Source organism: Paenibacillus nanchangensis (genome assembly GCF_046543445.1).
Classification (GTDB): Bacteria; Bacillota; Bacilli; order Paenibacillales; family Paenibacillaceae; genus Paenibacillus_AQ; species Paenibacillus_AQ nanchangensis.
This window is the reverse complement of sequence record NZ_JBHOFD010000014.1, coordinates 1-14,952: the sequence shown is the minus strand read 5'-3', so window position 1 is coordinate 14,952 and position 14,952 is coordinate 1. Positions and strand designations below refer to the sequence as shown.

Below are 14,952 nucleotides of genomic sequence, written 5' to 3'. Positions count from 1 at the left end.
AAAATAAAACCCCATCCGCCGGTACAGCGTGTGCAGGTCATTCGCACAATGATCCTCTATTCCTTCGTATAGTCCCGGCTCAGCGGTATCGTCATCCCGGTTCGGGCCAGCGTTACGCCCTCCGGAAGCGGATAACCGGCGTTCAGGTCCACTCCGTGCGACATGTGGGTATAAATGGCCCGGCCCGGGCGCACTTCCTCCAGCAGACCGGCGGCTTCAGTCATATCATATACGGACCGGGTCGAAAGTTCGGCCTCCTCATGGAAAAAGCTTGTGCCCAGCACCAGCAGATCCGCCCCCAGCATCGGCAGCGTCTCCTCCGTTCCAAGCGAAATCGAATCGGAGCAGTAGACCCAGGCATACCCCTCCCGCTCAAGCCGGTAGGCGTAGGAATACCCGTTTTTGCCGTGACATACTTTCCAGGAACGGATCTCCCAGCCCTGCAGCCGGAAGGTCTTTCCAACTGCTGTCATGTCGATGTGGCCGCCGAGCCAAGGGTACTGCCGCAAAATAATGTCGATCACTTCCGCCGGCGCGTACAGCTTTCCGCGTACGCCAAGCCAGCGGCAGGCATCCGCCCATTCCGGCAGTCCGCCGATATGGTCAAAATGCGCGTGCGTCACAACCAGCGTTTCCATGCTTCGGATTCCCTGTGATTCCATCTGCTTGCGCCAGTCGGGTCCGCAGTCGATGACAAAAAATTCCCCGTCCCCGCGGACAAGCACCGATGAACGCAATCTCCGGTTCACTCCTCCGCCGCGCGCTTCGGCGCATACCCGACAGCCGCAGTAGACCCGCGGCACGCCCATCGCATCGCCTGTTCCAAGAAAAGTCAGTTCATTCATGACGTCTAGCTCCTTTAGCTGCCGAATCGATTACACGTATCCTTGTTCCCCTATTATACAGGCGGCGTCAAGGCTTCGGCAGCCTCAAAAGAACCGTATCCGGCGTAGTCGGAACGGGACTGCCGCCGTTTGGCTCGACCGTAAGCGCAATATTGCCCGCCCCGTTCCAGGCATCGGGCCGGATATAGAGATGCGCCCGGTCGAGGTGATAATGCAGCAGGCCGAGATTGTCCCGGCCGCCGCTGCGGACCGCCCAGGCCTGAAAGACGCGGTCTTCACCCGGCGGCAGGCCGTTAACCAGCACCAGCACCTCCCCCGACTGCTCGTTGTACCAGATCCGGCCTTCCCCTTTTTGGAACGCGGCTGTGTCAATCGGGTAAGAAACGGTGCCGGGATCATGAAGCACGGTCAGCGCCGCCGGTTCATACGCAGCCACATAGCGGCTCCACTGATTATCGGATGCGGCGGTATTCATGCGCAGCAGGCCGAATACCAGCAGCAGCGCCGCACAGACCCCGGCCGCTCCCCAGCGGTAGGCCGGGCGGATGGCGCCAAGCCGCCGGCGGAGGCCGATCCGCTTGACCCGCCTCCGCAGCGAGCGGTAGACGCGGGGAGCAGGCGGGACGGCATTTGCACCCGGCTGTCGCACCTCCGCTTTCACGTCTCCACCGGCCGGGATCTGCTCGTGGCCTGCAGGCGGGGCAAGCAGCCGTGTCCATTCCGCGTGCACAGACGCGCAGCGGGAGCAGAGGGGCAGGTGTCGCATCATGGCGGCCGATTTGCCGCCGCCCGCGGCACCCGAAAGGAAGTCCACCCAATCCTCTTCCGAGTAAGCGCAAATGCGGTCTCCAGCATCTTCCCGCCCGTTTCTTTTGCCCGTTTCTATCCGTGTCCGGCTCATTTCTGTCCGGTCTGTTTCTATCCGGTCCATTTCTGTCCGGCTCATTTCTGTCCAGTCTGTTTCTGTCCGTTCCGTTTCTGCCGGTCCTGTTTCTGTCCGTTCCGTTTCTGTTCGCGGCAGCCAGCCGTGTTCAGCCTTTTCGCTCATGAGGCTCCCCCTCTCCCGTCTGCTCCATCCAGCCCGCCCGGTACATCTGCTTGCGCAAATTCGACACCCCGTACCGGATCCAGGATTTTACCGTACCGATCGGCACTTTCCAGGTATCCGCCATTTGGGCCTGTGTCAGGTATTCAAAATAAGACGCCACGACCGCTCGCTTCTGGGGAGCCGGCAGCGAGTTCAGCGCCGCCCGGAGAGCCGCCCCCTCCAGTCTGGCAAGCACCTCTTCCTCCTGCCCGGCTGCCGCCTGTTCCGGCAGCTCCGCTTCCCGGTCGGCCAGCGGGCGCACCCGCTGCTTCCTGCGGAGCCGGTCCAGACTCCGGCTGCGCGTCATCACGGCGAGCCAGGCCCGGATCGATCCCCGCGCCGGGTCGTAATCGGCACCGCGCCGCAGCACCTCCAGAAAGACATCATGACAGATGTCTTCCGCCTCCATCCGCTCGCCCACAATCCGCTCGGCGATATGCAGGACAAAAGGCGCATATTCGCAATAAAACGCATCAAACGCTTCGGACGATCCGCGGCACATTTCCTGCAGCCGTTTCGCCATCGCCTCGTTGAGAAGGTCCATGCTCGTTCTCCTTCCGCTTTCCGCTTACCCGTTTAACGCTCTTTACTTAACGTTTTACCAGAAAATCCGAAGCGGGAAAAGTCCCGCAAATTTTTTTTTTGGTCCGGTAAATCCATCCGCTCCGCTCGTGCGTATCCTTCATGAAGCAAGTTCCCGGAGGCGTTTGCGGCCTTGTTCCCGAGGGGCCCATCGGAGGAAGGCGGCGCCTTGCGCCAACGGATTTTGCGCGCATTTTAGACACAACTGTTCAGGAGGAATCGGAGCAATGAAACAACGCGTTCGAATGGCAGCGGCGCTGCTGCTGCTGGTCATGACCGGGCTGGCCTGGGGCGTTCCCGGAAAAGAGGCCTATGCCGCCGGTTCGCTGGAGCTGTATACCCCGTACCGGGAGTGGTCCGCGGCGCCGGGCGAATCGATCAGCTACTCCATTGATGTCATTAACCGCGGCTCTGCCACCCAGACGGCAGACCTGTCGTTTCAGACAAACGGCAACAGCGACTGGAAAGCCCAGCTGACCGCGGGAGGACGTGAAATCCGCAGCTTGTCCGTAAAACCGGGCGATACGCAGACCATCAACCTTCAGCTGGATGTCCCGCTGAAGATCAATAAAGGCCGTTATACCTTTCAGCTCTCTGCGGCGGGTCAAGGCACGCTGCCGCTGACCGTCAATGTATCGGAACAGGGGACCTTCAAAACCGAGCTGACCCTGGACCAGGCCAATATGGAGGGTCACTCCGACACCACCTTCACCTACAGCGCCGTGCTGCGCAACCGGACGACGGAGCAGCAGACCTACGCGCTGAGCGCCCAGTCGGAAGGCGGGTGGGATGTCCGTTTTAAAGCGGACGGCAACAATGTCACCTCCGTCCAGATCGAACCGAACGCAGAAAAAACGATAACCATTGAAGTCAAGCCGCCGGAACAGGTAAAGGCCGGAACCTACGAGATTCCGGTGACCGCCTCCAACAACTCGACCAATGCGAAAGCCACGGTTGAAGCGGTTATCACAGGGACCTACGATATGCAGTTTTCGACACCGGATGGTCTGCTCAGCGGGGACGTCAAGGCCGGATCGCAGCGGAAAATGGATTTTGTCGTCACGAACACCGGATCGGCGGAATTGCAGGACCTGTCCTTTTCCTCAGCGGGTACGCCTTCAGGCTGGGAGGTGTCGTTTGAGCCCTCTACCATCAACAGCGTGCCGGCAGGCGAGCAGGCCCATGTGCAGGCCACCATTAAGGCAAGCGACCAATCGCTCCCGGGCGATTATGTCGTCAGCCTGAGTGCACAGGCCTCCGGCAAAACGGCCAAAGCAGATCTGCGGATGACAGTGAAGTCATCGGTGCTGTGGGGATGGATCGGCATCTTGATTATTTTGGCGGTGTGCGGCGGGCTGTATTATCTGTTCCGGAAATACGGGAGACGGTAAGCCATGAGTACGGATACGCTGACCACTTCCATCCCCGCAGCGGGTACGCCGATCATCCGTCTGCACCAGCTCACCAAAAAGTACGGCGATTTCACCGCCGTAAACGCGCTCAGCCTTGATATTTATCCAGGCGAGGTATTTGGACTGCTTGGACCAAACGGCGCGGGCAAAACGACGACGATTCTGATGATGCTGGGACTCGCCGAGCCGACGTCGGGTGAAGCCTCCATCTGCGGCCTCGATCCGGCTCGTTCCGCGCTGCAGGTCAAACGGAAGGTCGGCTACCTTCCCGATGACGTTGGTTTTTATGAGGACCGGACGGCCGAAGATAATCTCGTCTACACCGCCCGGCTTAACCGCATTCCGCTGCGCGAAGCGCGCCGGAGAGCCGCCGAGCTGCTGCAGCGGGTTGGACTGGACGGACACGGGAATCAGAAGGTCGGTTCGTTTTCCCGGGGGATGCGCCAGCGGCTGGGACTGGCCGACGTGCTGATTAAACAGCCGGAGGTCATCATTCTGGACGAACCGACGCTCGGCATCGACCCCGAAGGCGTGCGGGAGCTGCTTCAGCTCATTTCGGCGCTGAGCCGGGACGAAGGGCTGACCGTTTTGCTGTCGTCGCATCATCTTCATCAGGTGCAGCAGATCTGCGACCGGGTTGGCCTGTTTGTTCAGGGGCAGCTGATCGCCTCCGGCAACGTCGCCGAGCTGTCCAGACAGCTGGACGGAGACAAACACGTCTATGTCGAGCTCACCGCGCAGCCTTGGACCGAAGAGCTGGCCTGGACGATCCGGGAGCTGGACGGCGTTACCGGGCTGCAGTATGCCTCGGCGGCAGCCGGAGAAGAGCCGGGCGCCACTGCACCGGTAGTGACGATTGTCTGCGACCGGGATGTCTCCTCGCACATCGCGGGAGCTGTAATTGCCGCCGGCGCCAGTCTGTCTTATATCCGCAAAAAAGACTACGGTCTGGAGGAAATCTATCACCATTATTTTGAAAGGAGGGAAGGGGAATGAACCGGATCAACGCGCTCAAGTTGTCCCGGGGATGGCGGCTGCGGATGAAGCCGGGAAACGGTTCGGCCCAAAAAGCTTCCGGGGGCCGGCAGGAGCTGCAGGCTTCCGCGGGAGCAGACGGCACCGCGGGAGCAGCGGGACTGGAGAAACCGAATCCGGCGGACAGCGGTTTCAGTGCCGGTTCCGGTGCCGTTTCGGCTGCCCGCAGCTCCCTGTCTCCTTTTTGGGTCATGGTGGAAAAAGAAATCGGCGACCATATCCGGAGCTGGAGGTTCGGCATTCTGATCTCGATTATCGTCCTTGCCTGTATCGGCTCCGTCTACTCCGCCGTCAAAGGGATGTCGGAAGGCACGCAAAGCCAGCAGATCGACGAGTCATTCCTGTTCCTACGCTTGTATACCTTGTCCAGCCCTTCGCTGTCGATTCCGACCTTCACCACGTTCCTGTCGTGGCTTGGGCCGCTGATCGGGATTGCGCTTGGTTTCGACGCCGTCAATACCGAGCGGAGCAAAGGAACGCTGGGGCGGCTGCTCTCCCAGCCGCTGTACCGGGACGATTTTATTAAGGCAAAATTCGTTTCCGCGCTTGCCCTGATTGCGGTTGTCGTGTTTTCGCTCGGTTTTCTGGTGATGGGGCTTGGGCTGTTTACGATCGGCTACCCGCCGACGCCTGAGGAGTTCCTGCGTATTGTGCTGTTTCTGGTGATTGCGGTCGTCTATATTGGGTTTTGGCTGAACCTCTCCATTTTGTTTTCGATCCGGTTCCGCCAGGCTGCGACCTCTGCACTCTCGTCGATTGCGGTGTGGCTATTCTTCACCATCTTTTATGACATGATCGTTGGGCTCATCAACAGCGCAACGGCGCTTCCGCAAACCGCCGATGTGTCCGCCCAGCTCAGCCAGGCCAACTTCATTCTGCTGCTGAACCGCCTGTCGCCGACCCAGCTGTTCTCCGAAACGATTACAACGATGCTTTCGCCGGGTGTGCGCTCGCTTGGACCGCTGACGATGGACCAGCTGGTCGGCGCGATCTCCAGCCCGCTGTCGTTTGGTCAAAGCCTGCTGCTCGTCTGGCCGCAGCTGACAGGTCTGCTGGCAGCCACCATGGTATGTTTTGGAATCTCCTATCTGCTCTTTATGCGCCAGGAGGTGCGCTCTCGCGTCTAGGACGGAAAGCGGTAAACTTGACGGACTACAAGGCTTATGCAGTTTACCGGGCCCCAATGCATCCAGGGCAGATGGCATCCACCCAATAAATCTGCTTCAACACCAAAAGGCCTGTGCGGGCTCCTTCTGGAGCGCGGCACAGGCCTCTTTTACGGTATCGGCCTTATGAGGTCAAATCGCTCAAATCCCGGCCAGCACCTGATACCAGATGCCCCGCGAAGAATATAGGGTCGACCGCACTTCCTTCCAGCCGCCGAGATAGCTGATGTCGAACAGTCCAGGCGGAACCGGGTAGCGGTCCTTGTTCTCCGCGTACACCTCCTGCAGTACCGGACGGAAGCCGTGCTTCGCAAAAATCCGCTGCGCATCGGGAGTCAACAAATAATCGACGAGCGCTTCGGCCGCTTCCCGGGTGCCGTGGCGGTCCGCATAACGGCTCACCACCGCGGCTGGATTTTCGATCAGGATCGTATCGTCCGGGACAATCACTTCGTAATCGACGCCCTGGTAGATCCGGGCCAGCAGCTCATTTTCATAGGTGACAATGACGTCGCCGACCCCGTATTCAAAAGCCGCCATAGACGCCCGCCCGCTTTTATCAAGCGATTCAATGTTGGCGTGGACCTGCTCCAAAAAAGCTTTGGCCGCAGCGGGATCCTTGCTCCCCGTTTCCCGTTCCGCCTGCTTCAAACCCGCTCCGTAGATTGCGTTGATATCCCACTGCGCTCCGCCGGACGTCTTCGGGTTCGGGTACAGCACTTTGACGCCGGGCTTCGCCAGATCGGCAAAGCTGCGGATATTCAGCGGGTTGCCTTTCCGTGTGCCGAGGGCCACGACGGACCGCGTCACCATCCCGCCTTCGCCGCGTTTGCGCCACGAGTCGTCCAGCAGTCCGGCAGTAACCAGCTTGTCGACATCGCTTTCCATGGCAAGCAGCGTCACATCCGCTTCAAACCCGCCGGCGATGGCCCGCGCCTGCGTCCCCGAAGCTTCATACGACTCCTCAAACACGACGCTTTGTCCGGTTTTCGCTTTCCAGTCCGCTGCGAACATCGGCAGAATTTCGCCCATCGCATCCTTGGCCACGCTGTATGCGCCAATAACAAGCGTGACGTCCCCTTTCGGAGCCGCCGCTTTACCGTCGGCCTCCGGAGCGGAGCCGCACCCGGCAAGCGTCAGCGCCAGCATTAGCGCCGCCAACAGTACCGGCACAATTCGTCTCTGCAGTTGTCTGCTCGTTCCGAGTGAAGCCACGCATGCCACATCCCTTTGACGTTATGATTGCTTAAATAAATACCGGCATCGGATCTTCCTTCAGGCTGTTCTCCTGAATCCAGCTCCGTTCCTCGTTGAACAGGTACGCCCGGTGGACGAGCACGGCAACCTCCTGCCCGGGCTGCAGCGTCTCCTTCTCAAGCGAACGGTAAGTGGAGAGCTTATGGCCGCCTACCTCTACCTCCACCAGCCACTCGCTGCCGCGGAAATGCAGATGCTTCACGATGCCCTGCGCGGTCGCTGACGGCATGTTAAATTCATGACGCTGGCCAACTTCGATATATTCGGGGCGGATCAGCGCTTTGGTCGGCTGACCGCCGCCGGCTTCAGCTCTAAAGCCTTTTAATTCGGTGACATCCGGAATCAGCGTGGATTCCCCGATAAAGGTCGCCACAAACGGAGTCCGCGGTTCTTTATAAATATCCCATGGCGTCCCCTTCTGCTCCAGCCGCCCCTGATTGATGATCATAATCTCGTCCGCTACTTCAATTGCTTCATCCTGGTCATGTGTTACAAAAATGGAGGTAATGCCAAGCCGCTCGATCATCTCTCTCAGCCAGGAACGCAGCTCCTGGCGGATTTTTGCGTCGATGGCGGCAAACGGCTCATCCAGCAGGAGCAGTTGCGGCTCCGGCGCAAGCGCCCTGGCAAAAGCGACGCGCTGGCGCTGCCCGCCCGACAGCTGGTGAGGATAACGCTTCTCGAATCCTTTTAACCCGGTCAATTCGACGAGTTCGTTCACCCGGTCCTTGATGACCGCCTTGCTTGCCTTCTTCACCTTCAGTCCAAACGCAATGTTGTCGAACACGGTCATATGCTTAAACAGCGCATAGTTCTGGAACACAAAGCCGATCCCCCGTTCCTGCGGAGGGAGTGCGTTCACCCGCTGTCCGTGGAACAAAATATCGCCGGCATCGGGCGTCTCCAGCCCGGCCAGCATGCGCAGAATCGACGTCTTGCCGCCGCCGCTCGGTCCGAGCAGGCCGATCAGATGTCCTTTGGAAATCTGAAAATGCACATCCTTCACGGCATGAAAATCTCCAAAATGCTTATCGAGTCCACGGACCTCCACGTGCATATCAGCGCACTTCCTTTCTTCTTTTGCTCCATTCCATCAGCAGCAGCAGGCCTACGGAAAATGCCGCCAGCACCAGCGCCACACCGCCTGCCGCCAATATATTAAAGTTCTCCACGTCCTGATAAACCAATGTCGTCGCCGTCTGGGTGCGGTTCATAATGTTGCCCGATACGACGAGTACAGCCCCAAACTCTCCCAAAGAACGGGCGACCGTCAAAATCACACCATAGATCACCGCCCACCGTATCGACGGCCAAGTCACTTTCCAGAACGTCGTCCAGCCGTAAGCGCCAAGGGTCGATGCAGCCTCCTCCTGCTGGGAGCCGATCTCCTGCAGCACAGGCATCACTTCACGCACCATAAGCGGAAACGTCACAAACAAGGTGGCGATGACCATGCCGGGAAAAGCATAGACGATTTTGAAGTCCATCTGGGCTAGCCAGCCGCCTACCGCACTGTCCGGTCCAAGCAGCAGGACAATCATCAGCCCGCCGATTACCGGGGATACCGCATAAGGCAGATCAACGATACTGTTCAGAAGTCTTTTCATCCGCCCGCCGATCCAATCGGCACGGACGAGATAAAGAGCCAGCATCACGCCAAACAGCGTGTTCACCACGGTCACAACAAGCACAACAAGTCCGGTCATCATCAATGCATGCAGCGCCTCGGGCCGGGTCAACGCCGCCCACAGCGCGTCCGGACCTTCCTCAAAGGCGCCCCACACCATTTTGCCTAAAGGGGCGAAAATCAACAGGGCGAAGACAAGGTAAGTGAGCAGAATCAGCAGTTTTTTCATCGTCTGCGCCCCCGCATCTGTACGAGGTTAATCAGCCACAAAATCACAAAAGAAAGAGTAAGCAAAATAATTGATACCGCCGCAGCTCCCGCCGGATTATCGCTTTCCACTTCACCGTAAATAAATACGGAAGAAACTAGCGTCCGTCCGGGAATATTGCCCGCAACCAGCACGACAGCTCCAAACTCCGCCAGCGCCCTGGAAAAAGCCAGCATGCCGCCCCCGATCATCCCCGGCGCCATCGACGGCAGAATCACCTGCCGGAACACGCGGAACCGGCTTGACCCCATCGTGTACGCCGCTTCTTCTTCGGAAGCATCCAGCTCCTCCAGCAGTGGCTGCACGGCCCGGATCACAAACGGAAACGTTACAAATACCATCGCGATGACAATCGCCGGCTGATGAAACACAATTTCAATCCCTATGGACTCAAACAAACCGCCGATCAGGCTTCCCGGTCCGAGCAGCAACAGAATCATCAGTCCGCCGACCGCCGTGGGAAGCGCAAAGGGAAGATCCACCATGCTGTTCAGCAGTGATCTTCCGGGGAACTTATACCGGATCAGTACCCAAGCAACCATCGTCCCAAGCACCACATTGATCAGCGTAGAGATAACTGCAAGTTTAAGCGTCAGCAGTACGGATTTCCATGCGATCGGATCGCTTACGGCATGCACAAAGGATCCGAGCCCGCCGGTAAACGAGTTATAGTAGACCCCAAGAATCGGCAGCACAATCAATACCGTAAAATACAGCAGCACCGTACTGCGGAACCCCCAGGTCCAACCCTTGTGCCTCAGAAGTGTGTTCAACTAACCTTCCTCCCCTACCTCCGGCTGACCGGTCGGTTGCCTAGACAAGCTAATATTATTCCTATTAACATACTTGGATTAGTCATTACTTTACCAAATGCCGCCCGTCACCGTCAATTACTTTCCAAGCTTTTTCGGGTAAAATATATAAATAAACCTTATGAAACTGTCCGCTGCCTGCGGGACAATCCTACTTTGACGGAAAGCGGGGAAACAGACATGCTGCACAAGCTGGAGATTACTACAAGCAAACGGGACGAAATGCGGGATATTACAAGGGAAGTCAGCTCATATGTGAAAAAAAGCGGCGTAAGCGAGGGAGTCGCGGTGATCTATTGTCCCCACACGACGGCGGGCATCGCCATTAATGAAAACGCCGATCCGGATGTGAAGCATGACGTGCTTATGCGCCTGGATGAGGTGTATCCGTGGGAACATCCCAAATACCGGCATGGTGAAGGCAACACGGCGTCGCATTTGAAATCCATCACCTCAGGCCCGTCCCAGACGGTGATTATTCAAAACGGCGAGCTACTGCTCGGGCGCTGGCAGGGGATTTATTTTTGCGAATTCGACGGGCCGCGCCGCCGGGAGTGTTATCTGAAAATCATGAAAGGATAAAACGCATAAGGCCAGCCGGCTAAACAAAAATCGATAAACCAGCCGTTTCTGCGCGGAACCGGTCTCCAATTGAAATAACCGCTCCCCCTATCCGGGAAGCGGTTATTTCAATTCGATACAATTCGGTAAAAGTGCAGATATAACTTTGTCCATGCAAACAGTTAATAATTCACAGCTATAAAGCAGGAAAGCGTGAAGAACTACAAATTCCTGCACAACACCTTTACATGGGACAGGGCTGCGGCTTTGACGTCTTCGAATGGTATTTTGTCCTGGATGTAATAAGAAATGAATCCGTGTGCGGATAAAAACAGCGTCAGCGGCAGGCTCTGCCAATCCTCCGAAACATAACCTTCCTCCCGCATATGCTTGCGCACGATACTGGAGAACAGCTCAAAACATTTGCCTTGCTCCGACCGGCAGTAAGCCAGCAGCTCTTCATCCCTGATCATAAACATAATTTCGTATTGATGCGGGTGGTTCAGACCGAAACGGATAAATTCCATCAACAGCTGCTCTACCCGGCTCAAATTCTCCAAGGGCGGTTCGTTCATCGCTTGCAGCAGCAGGGAGGCGATATAATTAAAATCCTCGACGACGATGGCGTAGAACAGCTCCGCTTTCTCCTTGAAATGATAATACAGGGAACCATGGCTGTAGCCCAAATGCTGACCGATGCTGCGCATGGATATCGCGCGGTAGCCTTTGGTGATAAACAGATGCCTCGCCGCCTCCAATATCCTCTCCCTTGTCAACTCCTGCTCCACTGCTCTTCTGGCCATAGTTGTTATTCCCCTTCGTTGTAGTACAGCTGCCGTCCCTCGCTTACGGCCGCTTGCCCCTGGGTCAGATCGGTCATCCAGGCCACAAACGCATCCGCTTCTTCATTGGTGGGCAGACAGGTCAGCGTCACTTTGTCGGTAAATTGCGTCTCTCCCGTCTTGTAGCCCCGGTTCCGGAGCTCGTTCTCCACTTTGCCGAGCCAGGTATAATCCAGTTCGACAAAAATTTCACGCCGCAGCACCCGGGTAATGACTTCTCCGGCTTCCAGCGCAAGCACCGCACCGTCCGTGTAAGCCCGGATCAATCCCCCGGCTCCAAGCATAATGCCTCCGAAGTAGCGGGTGACGACGATAGCAACGTTCTTGACGCCTTGATTCTTAATGACTTCAAGAATGGGTTTGCCCGCGGTTCCGCTCGGCTCCCCGTCATCGGACTGCTTCTGGATTTCGTCCCGTTCTCCGATCATGTAGGCGGAGCAGTTGTGGGTCGCGTTCCAGTGTTCTTTTTTGATTCGTTCGATAAAAGCTACAGCGTCCTCTTCCTTCTCCACCGGCATCACGTGGCCGATAAACCGCGACTTGCGGATCACCACTTCCCGGGAGCCGGGTCCCCGGACGGTACGGTATCGTTCCAGCATGCGTTACCTTCAATCCTTACTGTTAGTGAATTGTAATGGCGGATAAATATATATTTAGGAGCAGTCCGCGGTAGAATTACCTATGGACTGCTCCCGTTAATTGTTGTCTAAGGCTGGATCAGGGACGGCCTATTCGGTTAGTCTTGCTTCCAGCTGCGCTTTTTCCTGCTCATAACCCGGCTTGCCGAGAAGCGCAAACATGTTCTTCTTGTAAGCTTCTACGCCCGGCTGGTCAAACGGATTGACGCCCAGCAGGTAACCGCTGATGCCGCAGGCTTTTTCAAAGAAATAAACCATGTAGCCAAATGTATAAGGGGTCTGGTCCGGCAGCGTTACGATCAGGTTCGGCACCTGGCCGTCGGTGTGCGCCAGCATTGTGCCCTGGAACGCCTTCTTGTTGACGAAGTCCATCGTTTTGCCGGTCAGGAAGTTCAGGCCGTCCAGATCGTCCGGATCGCTTTCGATCGTGATGTGTTCGGCAACATTCTCCACCTGGATAACTGTTTCAAAAATATTCCGGCTGCCCTCCTGAATGAACTGCCCCATCGAGTGCAGGTCTGTCGAGAAGTCGACCGAAGACGGGTAAATACCCTTAAAATCCTTGCCTTCGCTTTCGCCGTACAGCTGTTTCCACCATTCGGACACGAAGTGCAGGGATGGCTCGTAGTTGACGAGAATTTCGGTTGTTTTGCCTTTGCGGTACAGCGCGTTGCGGACAGCCGCATATTGATAGCTCAGGTTCGTTGCCAGGTCCGGGTTGTTAAACTCATCAGCCGCGGCGGCAGCGCCCTGCATCATTTCTTCGATATTGATCCCCGCGGTTGCGATCGGCAGCAGGCCGACTGCAGTCAATACGGAATAACGTCCGCCTACATCGTCCGGAATCACAAACGATTCATAACCTTCTTCAGTGGCCAGTTTCTTAAGCGCACCTTTGGCTTTGTCGGTTGTAGCGTAGATCCGTTTGCGGGCTTCTTCCTTGCCGTATTTCTTCTCCAGCTCGGCGCGGAAAATCCGGAAAGCGATCGCCGGCTCCGTCGTAGTGCCCGACTTGGAAATAACGTTTACGGAGAAGTCCTTGCCTTCTACCAGATCCAGCAGATGCTTCACATAAGTGGAGCTGATATTGTTCCCTGCAAAATAAATCTCCGGCGTCTTGCGCTTGTCCTTCGGCAGATTGTTATAGAACGAATGGGACAACGATTCGATAGCAGCACGGGCGCCCAGGTAGGAACCGCCGATGCCGATCACGATCAGGACGTCGGAATCGCTCTGGATTTTGGATGCGGCCTTCTGGATGCGTGCAAATTCTTCCTTGTCATACGCGGTCGGGAGATCGATCCAGCCCAGAAAATCCGAGCCTGCCCCCGTCTTGTTATGTAGCTGCTCGTGCGCCAATCTCACCGGTTCGGCCAAGTAGTCGACTTCGTGCTGGCTGATAAAAGCAAGGGCTTTGCTGTAATCAAAACTGATCTTTTTGGACATCGGTAATGGTACCCTCCTGTTTGTCTCTTTCGATTTGACACCGTTTGTAACAACTTTATAATAGGATACTTTAATTTTCCTGCTCACGCAAGGTTTTACGGCACATCACGCCTTCCCGGCAGACTCAAAAAAACGCCGTTCTTATGCGTAACGCGCGTTCACTGGATGGCGGAAATAAAGTTCTGCGAATGGCGAAAATAAAGTTCTGCTGATCCCGGCCAGTTGGTGCTTGCCGCGGGGCCGTGATACACTAGATTTCAGCCGGGCGCGGCGGGTTCTGCGCGGCGCCGACTTTATTTTTACGCAGGCGGCCAAGATATCAGAATTAGGACAAGAAGCCGTTGCTCTATATGCCTGGATTGACGCCTAGCGACCTACACTACAACAGCAAAGGTGTGACCGAATAATGAAAACGATCGGATTTATTGGACTCGGCACGATGGGTGCTCCTATGGCTTCCAATCTGTTAGCCAAAGGTTTTTCCGTAACAGTGTATAACCGCACGGCCTCAAAATGCGAACCGCTTACGGCGGCTGGCGCTTCAGCCGCTGCTACGCCCGGTGCGGCGGCGGGCGGCAAAGATGTCGTCATTACGATGATCAGCAACGATGCTTCCATCCGGGAAGTTTATTACGGCGCGGACGGCGTGCTGGGAGCACTGAAGCCTGGAGCGGTTGTTATCGACAACAGCACCATATCGCCCGAGCTGGTCAAAGAAATCGCCGCTGAAGTGGAACAGCGCGGCGGACGTTTTCTTGATGCGCCGGTGACAGGCAGCAAGCCGGCCGCGGTCGGCGGAACGCTCGTTTTTATGGTCGGCGGAGACGCGGAAGCCATCGCCGAGCACCGCGATGTGTTCGACGCCATGGGCACCCGCCTGCTGCACATGGGCGGCAACGGCAGCGGAGCTGTCGCCAAGCTGGCGCATAATGCGATGGTCGGCATTCACAACACGGCCTTGGCGGAAGGCTTCGCGATTGCGGTCAATAACGGCGTGCCGGCGGATAAGTTCCTTGAGCTGGTGCAAAACGGCTCCGCAGGCAGCAAGCAGGCCGAGCTGAAGGGCCGCAAGATTATTGAAGGCGACTTCAGCAACCAATTTTCGCTTGCCCTGATGCTGAAGGACCTGAAGCTGGCCTCATCTCTAAGCGACGCAACCGGCGTCCCGACCCCGATGCTCGGCCTTGCCAAAAGCCTGTTCCAGGCTGGCTACACGGAGGGCTACGGCGATGAGGACTTGTCGGCCGTCGTAAAAGTCTACGAGCACTGGATCGGCCGGAAAATGGGCAGCACCGCGTCGGACAAGCAGGATTGAGGTCAGTAGGCGCTGTAAGGCGTCAGGCGCTGTAAGGCGTCAGGCGCTGTAAGGCGTCA

15 protein-coding genes are annotated in these 14,952 nt (G+C 57.0%); 5 read left to right on the top strand and 10 right to left on the bottom strand.

Annotated elements, in window-relative coordinates:
* Positions 1–56 precede the first annotated feature (56 nt).
* The 3 genes from ACE6ED_RS12750 to ACE6ED_RS12740 form a co-directional block, all read right to left on the bottom strand.
* Positions 57–845, bottom strand: a complete 789-nt coding sequence (locus ACE6ED_RS12750; RefSeq protein WP_410827547.1) for an MBL fold metallo-hydrolase — start codon at positions 843–845, stop codon at positions 57–59.
* A 67-nt stretch (positions 846–912) separates the two neighbouring features.
* Positions 913–1,893 carry an anti-sigma factor domain-containing protein gene (locus ACE6ED_RS12745; protein WP_410827546.1) on the bottom strand — a complete coding sequence of 327 codons (981 nt, stop codon included), beginning with the start codon at positions 1,891–1,893 and terminating at the stop codon, positions 913–915.
* A complete protein-coding gene (locus ACE6ED_RS12740) occupies positions 1,877–2,476 on the bottom strand; it encodes an RNA polymerase sigma factor (protein ID WP_410827545.1) in 600 nt (199 codons plus the stop codon). Before ACE6ED_RS12740 ends, ACE6ED_RS12745 begins: the two co-directional genes overlap by 17 nt.
* Positions 2,477–2,741: 265 nt before the next feature.
* Here ACE6ED_RS12740 and ACE6ED_RS12735 point away from each other — a divergent pair, with 265 nt between their 5' ends.
* From ACE6ED_RS12735 to ACE6ED_RS12725, 3 genes are all read left to right on the top strand, one after another.
* Entirely contained in the window at positions 2,742–3,905 is a 1,164-nt protein-coding gene (locus ACE6ED_RS12735; RefSeq protein ID WP_410827544.1) for an NEW3 domain-containing protein, read from the top strand.
* A 3-nt stretch (positions 3,906–3,908) separates the two neighbouring features.
* Positions 3,909–4,922 (top strand): ABC transporter ATP-binding protein, encoded by a 1,014-nt coding sequence (locus ACE6ED_RS12730; protein WP_410827543.1) that lies wholly within the window; start codon positions 3,909–3,911, stop codon positions 4,920–4,922.
* 230 nt (positions 4,923–5,152) lie between these two features.
* Positions 5,153–6,088 (top strand): ABC transporter permease, encoded by a 936-nt coding sequence (locus ACE6ED_RS12725; RefSeq protein WP_410827707.1) that lies wholly within the window; start codon positions 5,153–5,155, stop codon positions 6,086–6,088.
* A gap of 180 nt (positions 6,089–6,268) precedes the next feature.
* Here ACE6ED_RS12725 and ACE6ED_RS12720 read toward each other — a convergent pair whose 3' ends face one another.
* From ACE6ED_RS12720 to cysT, 4 genes are all read right to left on the bottom strand, one after another.
* Positions 6,269–7,276 carry a sulfate ABC transporter substrate-binding protein gene (locus ACE6ED_RS12720; protein ID WP_410827706.1) on the bottom strand — a complete coding sequence of 336 codons (1,008 nt, stop codon included), beginning with the start codon at positions 7,274–7,276 and terminating at the stop codon, positions 6,269–6,271.
* 97 nt (positions 7,277–7,373) lie between these two features.
* The gene (locus ACE6ED_RS12715) at positions 7,374–8,441 is read right to left on the bottom strand and encodes a sulfate/molybdate ABC transporter ATP-binding protein (RefSeq protein WP_410827542.1); all 1,068 of its coding nucleotides are present in this window, start codon (positions 8,439–8,441) and stop codon (positions 7,374–7,376) included.
* A 1-nt stretch (position 8,442) separates the two neighbouring features.
* The gene (locus ACE6ED_RS12710; protein WP_410827541.1) at positions 8,443–9,240 is read right to left on the bottom strand and encodes a sulfate ABC transporter permease subunit; all 798 of its coding nucleotides are present in this window, start codon (positions 9,238–9,240) and stop codon (positions 8,443–8,445) included.
* Positions 9,237–10,052 carry a sulfate ABC transporter permease subunit CysT gene (gene cysT / locus ACE6ED_RS12705; RefSeq protein WP_410827540.1) on the bottom strand — a complete coding sequence of 272 codons (816 nt, stop codon included), beginning with the start codon at positions 10,050–10,052 and terminating at the stop codon, positions 9,237–9,239. Before cysT ends, ACE6ED_RS12710 begins: the two co-directional genes overlap by 4 nt.
* Positions 10,053–10,271: 219 nt before the next feature.
* Between cysT and ACE6ED_RS12700 the strand changes: the two genes are divergently transcribed.
* Positions 10,272–10,673: a secondary thiamine-phosphate synthase enzyme YjbQ gene (locus ACE6ED_RS12700; RefSeq protein WP_410827539.1), complete on the top strand. Its 402-nt coding sequence runs from the start codon at positions 10,272–10,274 to the stop codon at positions 10,671–10,673.
* 200 nt (positions 10,674–10,873) lie between these two features.
* On the opposite strand, the gene ACE6ED_RS12695 is transcribed toward ACE6ED_RS12700, so the two are convergent.
* From ACE6ED_RS12695 to ACE6ED_RS12685, 3 genes are all read right to left on the bottom strand, one after another.
* Positions 10,874–11,455 (bottom strand): TetR/AcrR family transcriptional regulator, encoded by a 582-nt coding sequence (locus ACE6ED_RS12695; RefSeq protein WP_410827538.1) that lies wholly within the window; start codon positions 11,453–11,455, stop codon positions 10,874–10,876.
* 5 nt (positions 11,456–11,460) lie between these two features.
* Positions 11,461–12,093, bottom strand: coding sequence for a YigZ family protein (locus ACE6ED_RS12690; RefSeq protein WP_410827537.1), 633 nt, complete (start codon positions 12,091–12,093; stop codon positions 11,461–11,463).
* Between the two features lie 129 nt (positions 12,094–12,222).
* Positions 12,223–13,578, bottom strand: coding sequence for a glucose-6-phosphate isomerase (locus tag ACE6ED_RS12685; RefSeq protein ID WP_410827536.1), 1,356 nt, complete (start codon positions 13,576–13,578; stop codon positions 12,223–12,225).
* 406 nt (positions 13,579–13,984) lie between these two features.
* Between ACE6ED_RS12685 and ACE6ED_RS12680 the strand changes: the two genes are divergently transcribed.
* The gene (locus ACE6ED_RS12680) at positions 13,985–14,893 is read left to right on the top strand and encodes an NAD(P)-dependent oxidoreductase (protein WP_410827535.1); all 909 of its coding nucleotides are present in this window, start codon (positions 13,985–13,987) and stop codon (positions 14,891–14,893) included.
* The last annotated feature ends 59 nt before the right edge of the window (positions 14,894–14,952 follow it).